This window comes from Polyangium sp. 15x6 (assembly GCF_029960785.1).
Taxonomy (GTDB): domain Bacteria; phylum Myxococcota_A; class Polyangia; order Polyangiales; family Polyangiaceae; genus Polyangium.
Genome location: NZ_JASBQE010000059.1, coordinates 1 through 10,066, shown reverse-complemented (window position 1 = coordinate 10,066; position 10,066 = coordinate 1). Strand labels below are relative to the sequence as shown.

Genomic DNA, 10,066 nt, shown 5'->3' with positions numbered 1-10,066 from the left:
ATTCAGCCGCGCCGGGCGTTCTCGCCGGCGCCGGGCGCCCATCGCGCGATGGTCTCGAGCAGCCGGTCATTCTCGTGCGACATGCCCACGGTGATGCGCAGGTGCCGCGCGATCCGGCCCTCGCGCGCATGATGGCTCTGGACCAGCACGCCGTCGGCGGCGAGGCCCTCGAAGATCTCCTTGCACGGCCCCTTCGTATCGACCCAGAGGAAGTTCGCCTCGCTCGGCGCGACGCCGAAGCCCATGCCCGCGAGCGCGACCGCGACCTTCTCCCTCTCGTGGATCACGAACGAGGTCAACCGCACGAGCTCGGCGCCGAGCTCGCGCAGCACGAACACGGCGCCACGCAGCGAGGGGCCCGGGACGTTGTAAGGCAACCTGAATTTGTCGACCTCGTGGAGGATCGCGGCGGGCCCCACCACCCAGCCCACGCGCAGCGCTGCGAAGCCGAGCTTCGAGAGCGAGCCCAGCACGGCCACATGGGGATATTCGCGCCGCAGGCGACCGGCGCTCTGCCGGGCGAAGGCAGCGTAGGCCTCGTCGATCACGACGAGCGAATCGGGCGCGGCCTCGATGATTGCGCGCAGGCGATCCTCCGACACGGCGTTGCTCGTTGGGGTATTCGGCGTGGCGATGAACACGAGGTTCGGCCGGGCGCGCGTGATTGCGTGGCGCATGGCCTCGACGTCGAGATCCCAGGCGTCGTCGAGGGGGACCTCGACGACGTGCATCCCGTGCATCCGTGCGCAGTGCTTGTACATGAAGAAGGTGGGGGTCGTGGTGACCATCGTGGCCGCGTCCGCCCCTTGCCGCGGCCGGCCGAGCGTCCCGATGAGGAGCGAGATCGCCTCGACCGAGCCTGCGGTCGCGAGCACCTCGTGCGCCCCTGCGCCCACACGCGCCGCGACCAGCTCGCGCAGGGATTCGGCATGCGACTCGGGATAGCGGCCGAGCGAAGGCGGGAGCATCGCGTCGGCGAGCGCCCTGCGCGTGTCGGGCGACAGGAGATCGGGCGCCTCGTTCGCGTTGAGTTGCACGGCGTACGTGCCCGGGTGGGGGACGTATGCCGCGAGCTCTGCGAGCTCGGGGCGGACGAGGAAAGCGAGCGGGGAAGGGTCGTTCATGGGCATGCACGGGGCCGAGTGTCGAACGCCGGGTTGCCGGAGAGATTAGCAGCCGGGATGGCGAAGCCGATAGGCGTATCGGACGGCGCTCGACAGCCTCGGCGTGCAGGGGTTCGGCGGAGTCGCACGCAAGGGGCCCGGGGCCCCTCGGCGAGCCGGCCGACCCTCGGCGGGATGCTTACCGCGAATCGTCAGACCACCGCGCCATCGCGGGCGATCGCGTCGGCGCCCACGGCCCAGCGCGCGCAATGCGGGCAGCGCGACGCATAGCGGGCGTGCATCGCCCCGCCGCAATGCGGGCAGGTCCGGCGTGGGGCGTCGCGGTGGCGGGCGGCGCTCTCGTCGGTCGGCGCGTCGCGGGTGGCGTCGAGCCGGCAATGCGGGCACTTCGCTATCGCGAGATCGAGGGCCTCGTAGCAATAAGGGCAGGCGAGCACGCGGCCCTCCGCCACCGAGGGTGCGACGATCGCCCGCGTGCGCGCGCGGATCTCCGCGAGCAGCGCGGGCGGGACATCGTCGAGGTGCAGGGTCGCCTTCGGCAGGCCCGGGTGGGTCGCGAGCACGCGCATGCCAGCCTCGCCGAGCGGGTTGCCGCGCAGGCAGAGGTGGGAGATCCCCCGTGAAAACACGCCGCTCGCCAGCAGCCGCTCGAGGCCGTCGGCGGTCAGCCCGGTCCAACCGAGATCGACGCTGCTGAAGCCGTCGGTCTGGCCGGCGAGGCGCGCGAACACGGCGGCGCCCTCGTCGCCGAGGGGGTTGCCAATGAGCGACGGCCCGGACGCCCGCGCGAGCGCGCCGCCGTCGACGAGCGCCGCCAGGCCGGCGGGGCCGATGTCGGTGAACGCAAGCCCCAGCTCCTCGCCGCGGAAACCGGCGTCGGCCAGGGCGCGCGCCCCGGCGTCGCCGATCCGGTTGTCGCCGAGGTCGAGGATCTCGAGACGCGGCAGCAGCGGGGCGAGGACCGCGATCGCATCGGGGCCGAGTGCGTTGTCGGCGAGGTCGAGCTCGCCGAGCTCCGCGAGCGCCGGCGCCTCCGCGAGCGCACGCAGGCCCGCGGCCGTCAGGTTGTTCTCGGCGAGCCGCAGCTCCGTCACGCGCCCGAGGTGCGGCGAGGCAAGCAGCGCCGCGAGGCCGTCATCACCGATCTCGTTGCCCGTCAGGTCGAGCGCGCGGACGGTCGCCAGCGCGGGCTCGTCGGCGAGACGGCGCGCGCCGGTCGGCGTCAGCCGCCAGCCGCGAAGTTCGAGCCGGTCGCGGTTCAGGACGGCGGAGAAGCGCGGGATCAGCATGCATCGCGGTTATCGAACCCGCGGCGCCGCGTCAACCGCCGAACGCGGGCGTACGGCGGTCCCACGAGGCGAAACTGGCCGGGCATCCATCCGGCCACCATTTTCGGTGCTCAGCTTTGCCCCGTATTGCTCGACCTGGCAGCTCGCGACAGCCGAGCGCTGGTCTCGCGAAGGGCCCGAGCCTTCAATCGGCGGTTGTCATGGCTTGGGGCGCTTCATACACACGCCCAGCCCATACCCGTTCGCGTCAACGAACCAAGCAGGCTCCCAGCCCGCAGCGCCGAGTTTTCCCAACGCATTGTTCCACTCCTGCAACCCATCACCATCATACAGGGCAAGCTTTCCACCCATGGATTCCGCCGAGTAGCAGCGGATCTCCCACTGCTTGACGCCAGGTGGCGCGGGCTCATTCGCGATGGCGACCTGGCGGGCCTGTAGGGTGCCAACGGCGCAGCCGATCATGAACACGACGGAGAACGAGAGCCCAAACAAAAACTGTCGCATGTCACTCCTCTCCGAGGTTGGTAACCTGAGCTGCAGGCGACGTCCACTTTTCGTGGGACACGGCGTGCTGTTCTCCTCGCGCCATCGCGCGGCTGCGACCTCGTGCGGCAGCGTGATCCGCTCTCCGCGCAGCGCAGCCATGACCGCCGTGCGCAGATACGCTTTCGGGTCGAGCCCGCACAGCTTTGCGCTCTCCACATACGAAGTAGAAAACGCAGCGACTTCGGTCCCACGCTTCGAGTGTGCGTCGGGGACGAAGGGACCGACGAGATCGGCTTCGAGCGCTTCGACGAGGCGCTTTCGGACGTCGGCTTGGGTCATGTTCTGGGTACCCGGGTCAGGGTAACCGACAGCGTGGCGGAGGTGTCAACGGCGTTTCTTGGGGGAGGAGGTCGGCTACCAGAGAGAACCGTGGCTGGCTCTGGGACTGAACGCTTCCGCTTGCTCACCCGGCTGGTTTACGAAATTGGCGGATTTGGGCTGCCCATGCCTCGTAGCTCCGCCGCAATACCGGACGGACGCCTTCCTTCGCGAGCCTCGACAGGTTCTCGGCGAGCTCTTCGCTCGTGCTGTCGGCCATCCAGAGCTCGATGGCGTCGCATGTGTGGTGGAAATACCGGCGCCTTGCGATGGGATAAAGCCTCGCCATGAGATAACCTCCCACGCCCGGGCTCGTGCCCATCATCGACTCCAGCAATGACATCGTGCCGTTGATCGCCGAGGCGTCGTCTCCGTCGGTGCCGCGCTGTGTATCGAACAAGCCATTGAAGACGAGTTCGCCATTCCCAGTGGCGATCTGCTCGGCAGCCAGTGACAAGGATTCGCGATCGCGCGGGTTCTCACCGATTGTGCGTGCGAGCTTCGCGATCGCTTCGACCTCAGCGGGGGTGGGGGCGGCGCGGTTCTTCATGTGTCCCATAGGATCGGAATATGCGTTTGGCGCGGGTCGTCCGTCTTCGTAGCCGAGTCGTTGAGCTTCGTCGCCCGTCGTTTGAAGTTGCCGCGGTTGTTGACCGCAGCGGTCGCGATGATCTCCTTGTGCGCATGCGGGACCTCGTCTGCAAACCCCCTCGGCGGATCGCGTTGCTCGGCGGGATCGAGTCGAACGACCGCAGTCTGCCCTTTGGACATCTTCTTTGTCCAAACGGTTCCACCGCTTTCTGCGGCACAGGATCTATATCCGCGACTTTTCAACTCCTTCTCAATGTCGCTCCTCGATCGTCCACTGAGCGCTCCAAGGTCTCGAAGCTCCTGTTGCGCGTTCCTGATGGACCTGGACTTTTTGAGCCCCAGCGGGTCGATGTCGGTGATTGGGCTGGGTACATATGCGTGGCCATTGAACCCTCCAAGAAGCCCAATCGGATCTGCGCTGACGAACCTCCCCGACCCCGCATCATAATACCGGAACCGGTTGTACCGTAACCCCGTCTCCTCATCCTCGTACTGCCCCTGAAACCGTATCCTCGTGCTCGCCTTCCCGCCCGGCGCTTCCTCCGTCTCGCCCCACGCGCTCCGGCGCAGCTCGCACGCCACCGCGCCATCCGACCCAATCAGCCGCTCCGGCGTCCCGATTGGGTCGTTCACATAATGGAACCACCCCCCGCGCTCCCTCCCCACGTCATCGTGCCGGCGCTCCTTGTGCGCTACGGGCGCGAATCCATCATCCTCGAACCAGTACGTCCGCTCCTCGACCACCGGGTCCCCGCCCGCCTGCGCACGTGCTTCGATCTCGTGGACGAGCACCTCCCCATCCCATACGAACCGCGTCTCCGACACGGCCACCCGCTCACGTCGCAGCGCCCCCGCGCGCGTCACCCGCTTCGAGACCCGCCGCGCGAACGGATCATACCCGAACTCGACGCGCAGTCCGTCCGGCCGCTCCACCTCCTGCAACAGCCCGGCACCATTCCACGCGTACCGCCAGAGCTCTTCCCTCCCGCTTGTCCCGTCCCGCCACCGCTTCTCGACGAGACGCCCGTCATCGTCCCACCGATACTCCGTATCCCCCTTGCGCAAGAGCCTGTTCCCGCGCCCGTACACCCGCTCCCCGGCGCCCTCGCCCGCCTCGTGCAGGTTACCCGCTGTATCGTACCGGAACAGCTCCGCACGCGCCTTCTCGGGGACCATCGCGAGCAGTTGGCCCACGGGATCGTATTCGTATCGCGTCGGCCCCTTCGCGCGATCCCACGACTCGAGGAGCTCGCCGCTCTCGTCGTAGCGGTATGCCGTGTCGACCGTCAGCCCCTCCGGCCTCGCCCCCAGCCATTCCGGCTCGCCCGCGCGCCCCCACGGCTCGACCACCGCGCCCCCCGCGCGCCGCCTTATCACCCGGCCCATCGCGTCGTACTGGCTCTGCAGCCAGCCGCCGCCCGACAGCGCGCGCGCCGTCTCCCGGCCCAGGATATCCGCCTGGTGCTCCACCACCTGCCCACCGTCGAGCACCGTCCGCGCCCGCTCGCCGAGCGCCCCGCGCGTCACCGCCTCGGTATGGCCGAGCGACGTCTTGCGCCCGATCCGCTCCCCCTCGCCGTCGAACAGGCTCTCGACCCAGTGCTCCTTCCCCCCGACCACCTGCGCCTCGCGCACGACCTGCCCGAGCGCGTCGCGCGCGAAGCGGAACTCGCCCGCTGGGCCCGTCACCGCGACCAGATTGCCGAGCAAATCATACGCGTACTCCTCCACCGAGCCATCATGCAGCGACCGCTTCACGAGCTTCCCGGCGAGGTCGTACTCCATCCCCGTTACCTCCCGCGCGCCATTCTCGATCTTCACGACCCGCCCGCCGAGGTCGCTCCGGTAGCGCAGCACCCGCCCGTCGAACGTCGTCTCACCCGTCAAGAGCCCGCTCGTGCTGTAGGTCAGCCGGTGCACCTCCCCGCGCTCGTTGTGCACCTCGACGAGCTCGCCCTCGAGGTTGTACCGCAAGCGCACGACGTTGCCGTTCGCGTCCGTCCGCTGGCAGAGCTTGTGATAACCGCCCCATACGAGCTCTATGACGTGCCCTTTCGGCTCCACCACCCGGGTCAGGTGACCCTCGCCGTCGTACCCATAACGCGTCACCCCACCCGCGGCGTCGCGCACCATGACCAGATCACCGCGCTCCGAATAGGCATACCGCGTCTCGGCGCCCAGAGGATCCGTGTACGACAAGCGCCTCCCCAGCGCGTCGTAGACGAATCGAAACACCCCGCCATTCGCCATCGTGGCCGCGACCAGGTTGCCCTGCGCATCATACGCGTACTGCGTGCGCGCCCCCGTGGGCGAGACCGCCTCTGTCAACAGGCCCCGGTCATCGTGGCGATACGAGCTCACGCCCCCGGCCGCGTCGGTGACGAGAAGGACATTCCCGCGCGGATCCCGCTCGATCCGCGTCACCCCGCCGGCCGGGTCCGTGACCGCGATCGGCAGCCCATTGCCGTCCCGCTCCAGCGCCGTCACCCGCCCCAGCGGGTCTTTCACCCCGAGCAGCCGCCCCCGCGCGTCGCGCTCGAATACGGTGGTCGCGCCCAGCGGGTCGGTGCGTGAAACGATATGCCCGTCCGCGCGATACGTCGCCGTCGTCACGGCGCTGCCCTCGACGCGCTTGTCCAGCGTCCCGTGCTCGTTGCCGAAGAAGCGCCGCACCTGGGTCGAGTCGGCGACCTCGCTGTAGCCGCCCGGCTGGTAGTCGAACCGGCAGTGATGGATCCCCTTCGCCCGCGTCTTGTCGTCCGCAAGCCGCTCCGGCAGCCCGTCGCACAGGCTCGGATCGCGCTTGCCCGGGTAGTCGCCCCACGACTCGATGCAGCGGCCCTCGTGATCGTACACGAAATGGAAGGTGAGGCCCGTCCGGTCCGTATCGGCCGTGAGCCGGTGCTCGTCGTCGTATGCGTAGCGCGAGGCGAAGCCGTCTGCGTCCCGGGCCGCGATCAGATCCCCGTGCTCGTCGTAGGTGTACGTGGCAAACGCCACCCAGCGCCCGCCCACGAGGGCGTTCTTGACCTCGAGAGACGCGATCCGCCCTTCCGGCGTGGTATGCACGCGGAGGGTCCGCCCGGCGCTGTCCACGATCTCGACGAGCGCCCCGTCTCGGTAGGTGAGCGCGATGCGGTTATGGTTGCGATCCTCGATCGCCGCGAGCCGATGACGCTTGCTCCCTGCGCTCGCCGGGGAAAACCGGCGCCAGACCCCGTCGTCGGCGTCGAGCGAGAAGCCCTCCTGCTCGCGTCGCAGGAGCCAGCCCCAGGGCCCGATGACCTCGCGCCCGGCCTCGATCATCGGAAAATCGACGGCGATCCCTTGCTCGTTCCATACCGTGATCCGACGCCGCCCGACCTCGATCTCCCAGCCGAACGTATGGCCCCAGCCGTACCCCAGGCCCGCATCGCGCGCGGCCATCTTGGAGCTGTACATGCGCTGGAACGCGAGCGGCAGCGGGCCCGGCAGCTCCAGATCCGTGATCGGATGCGTGAACGCTCGGCCGGTGACGACGTCGACCGGGTGCGACGCATACCCGCACTCGGGATACTTCTGGTAATCGGGAGCTCCCCGCGCGTCTTTCCCGTCCCCCGCGCCCCCTTCGCCGCTCCCGCTGCCGCTGCCGCCGCTGCCGTCCTTGCCGCCGCTGCCGTCACCATCCCCGCCACCCGCGCCGCCGCCCCCACCGAGGACGACCACGCCGGGGCACATGCCGGGGGGAGCAGCAGCGTCGGGCGCTGGGGATGTAGGCATGCGGCCATCCTAACCGAGCATTGTACCGTGCATCAACGGTGTCAGAGGCGGGTAGCCAGCGGAACGTCCTGGTCCGCAGAGGAAGTTCTCGACCGTGGCGCGGGGAGGGCGCCGTTGCCGAAGGCGGCGCAGCGGCGTGCCGGAGGGATCGGCGACGCTGCCGGGGCCCCGGCCTCGGCGCGGCGAGGGGGCACGTCGTGTTGCGCAGGGCTCGGCCTCGCCGTGGAGGTGTGTTCCGACACGTTTCCGATCCCTCGTCGACGTCGTGGCGGGGGGTCGGGCGTCGTTTCCGCACCCTCGTCCACGCCGCGGCGGGAGATGGGTCCACGTTTCCGCGCCCTCGTCCACGCCGCGGCGAGGGCGCGCGCAACGGGTCGGCGCCCACGCCACGGGCGGCCGGAGCCCCGAGCAGGTCTAGAACAACTTCCCCTGCTTCTCGGGCGCCTTTTTCGCGCCCTTGCCGGCCTTCTTCGGCGCCGGGGCCTCGGCTTCGTCCCCGCGTCCGCGTCCTCGCTCGGGGCGCGCCCATTCTTCTTGCCCGAGCCCGTCCCGCGCCGCTGTGATCCGCCCCGCTCGCGAGAGAGCTCCCCGCCGACGAGCGGATCGCTGGTGCAAAGAAGATGTTTCGCTTAAACACGAAAGCCCGTGTTTCGATCGCTGCCGATCCTCACGCTCCTCTTGGCTCTCGCGTCCTCCTGCGACTCGCGCCGCGCCGAGCCCAGCGCCGCGGCGCCCACCGCGAGCCCGAGTCCGAGCGCGCCGCCGGCTCTGCCCTCGGCCGTCGTCGCGCCGAAGGAGCCGAGTCCGCTCCGAGCCGCGTCGCCCTTCGTCGATCTCACGGTGCCCGGTCATCCCGCGGCCGTCGTATCTCTGCCGAACGGCGCGACGTCGCGCCGGCCCGTCGTCATCGCCGTGCATGGCAATTACGGTCGGCCCGAATGGCAATGTCAGGCCGTTCGCGACTTATTCGAGGATCGCGCGTTCATCTTGTGCCCTCGCGGCATCCCGCGCGACGATTCTCCCGGCCCGGACGACATTCGCTTCACCTACGAGAGCAACGCCGTGCTCGAGCTGGAGATCGACGCCGGCCTTCGGGCGCTCGCGGCGGCTTATCCCGATTACGTGGATCCCGGCCCTCCACTTTACATGGGCTTTTCCCTCGGCGCGATTCAAGGCGTCGCGATCGCCAGCCGCCGCCCTGCGGATTTTCCGCGGCTCGTGCTCATCGAAGGCGGCCATGACGCGTGGAAGCCCGACGTTGCGCAGGCTTTCGCCAAGGGCGGCGGCAACCGCGTGCTCTTCATCTGCTCTCAAAAGTTCTGCGAGAGGGACGCCCGCTGGGCGGCAGCGCGGCTGAGAGAGGCAAAGATTCCGACGCGTATCGTAAAAACCGCCGACGTGGGACATCGTTATAATGGCCCCGTGGCCGAGGCGACCCGCAAATCGCTCCCTTGGTCGCTCGAGGGAGACGCGCGGTTCGGGGACCTGCTGCCGGCCCCCTGAAAGGTCGCCTCACGCCGCTGCAGTGCCGTCGGCTCAGTCGACGAACACGTTCCAACAGAGTGCGTTTCGCAGTTTTTGGTCGTCGAGAACGAGGTCTCGTATTTCGTCGGGCAGTTGTTCCCACTGCCATTGGCGTTCGGCTCGCGCAGCCGCGTCCCCTTGGCCCGAGGGTGCGGCTTCCCTGGCAGCCCTGATGGCGTACGCCGCAGCCCCCAACTCATGGGCGGCGACATGCGCCACGGCCACCGCCTGACCCGCCGACAGGGCAGCCAACCGGGCGGCGGGGGGCGCCTCGCGGCCTGCGGCGTTGGAAGCGAACGCCGCCTTGTGACACTCTTTCATTGTGGCCTCACCTCGGGTCCACGCTCGCACGAGTGCAATCGCTCTCCGCGGCCGGTCATCGTCTGGCCTGTATTCATCGAAAAACCCCAGGACGTGCTGCGCGCAATCTGCGGCCCAGATTGCCAACGCGTGATGGGTGCCTTCATCCAGGAGCCCTCCGCGGCGGACGGTGATGAACCGCGGGTCACGTTTTTTGGGAAGAATCATGGCGCTCCTTCTTGCACTGTCCATGGATCGAATCAAGCGCGGTCACGGCGGCGAGTCCTCGGGGAAGACTTTTTCCTTTATGCCGGGATTCGGGGGCATGTGCGCGTCGTGCAGCCGAGCGGCTGGGCGCGCTCTCGGCGCGGATGTGGGACTGCGGGAGAGATGCAATCAGTCGCGGCGGCGCCGGAGGGCGAGCAGGCCAGCAAAGGCGAGGCCGAGGAGGGACGCGTCTCCGGCGGAGTCGCCAGCCGCGCGGAAGCTGCAACCATGGCCGTGACCGCCGCCGCCCGCGCCGCCGCTGCCGCTTGCGCCGCTGCCGCTTGCGCTGCCTGGGCCGCCGCTGCCGCCATCGCCGCCTGCGCCGCCTGCGCCGCCTGCGCCGCCGCT

The 10,066-nt window shown here is 69.1% G+C and carries 8 protein-coding genes; 1 reads left to right on the top strand and 7 read right to left on the bottom strand.

The genetic code is table 11. The features are described from left to right. Positions 1 to 2 precede the first annotated feature (2 nt). The 5 genes from QHF83_RS33700 to QHF83_RS33680 form a co-directional block, all read right to left on the bottom strand. The gene (locus tag QHF83_RS33700; protein WP_282422121.1) at positions 3 to 1,124 is read right to left on the bottom strand and encodes an aminotransferase class I/II-fold pyridoxal phosphate-dependent enzyme; all 1,122 of its coding nucleotides are present in this window, start codon (positions 1,122 to 1,124) and stop codon (positions 3 to 5) included. Between the two features lie 191 nt (positions 1,125 to 1,315). Continuing rightward, entirely contained in the window at positions 1,316 to 2,413 is a 1,098-nt protein-coding gene (locus tag QHF83_RS33695) for a hypothetical protein (protein WP_282422120.1), read from the bottom strand. A gap of 198 nt (positions 2,414 to 2,611) precedes the next feature. After that, positions 2,612 to 3,238 carry a hypothetical protein gene (locus tag QHF83_RS33690; protein WP_282422119.1) on the bottom strand — a complete coding sequence of 209 codons (627 nt, stop codon included), beginning with the start codon at positions 3,236 to 3,238 and terminating at the stop codon, positions 2,612 to 2,614. A gap of 124 nt (positions 3,239 to 3,362) precedes the next feature. Beyond that, positions 3,363 to 3,827 carry a hypothetical protein gene (locus QHF83_RS33685; RefSeq protein WP_282422118.1) on the bottom strand — a complete coding sequence of 155 codons (465 nt, stop codon included), beginning with the start codon at positions 3,825 to 3,827 and terminating at the stop codon, positions 3,363 to 3,365. After that, positions 3,824 to 7,627: an RHS repeat-associated core domain-containing protein gene (locus QHF83_RS33680; RefSeq protein ID WP_282422117.1), complete on the bottom strand. Its 3,804-nt coding sequence runs from the start codon at positions 7,625 to 7,627 to the stop codon at positions 3,824 to 3,826. The genes QHF83_RS33685 and QHF83_RS33680 overlap by 4 nt, the downstream gene beginning before the upstream one ends. Positions 7,628 to 8,272: 645 nt before the next feature. Between QHF83_RS33680 and QHF83_RS33675 the strand changes: the two genes are divergently transcribed. Further along, complete coding sequence (locus tag QHF83_RS33675) at positions 8,273 to 9,130, top strand: hypothetical protein (RefSeq protein ID WP_282422116.1); 858 nt, start codon at positions 8,273 to 8,275, stop codon at positions 9,128 to 9,130. 33 nt (positions 9,131 to 9,163) lie between these two features. On the opposite strand, the gene QHF83_RS33670 is transcribed toward QHF83_RS33675, so the two are convergent. Then, positions 9,164 to 9,679: a putative immunity protein gene (locus QHF83_RS33670; RefSeq protein ID WP_282422115.1), complete on the bottom strand. Its 516-nt coding sequence runs from the start codon at positions 9,677 to 9,679 to the stop codon at positions 9,164 to 9,166. 168 nt (positions 9,680 to 9,847) lie between these two features. Next, positions 9,848 to 10,066, bottom strand: a 219-nt coding sequence (locus tag QHF83_RS33665) for a hypothetical protein (RefSeq protein ID WP_282422114.1), incomplete at its 5' end; no start/stop codon positions are given.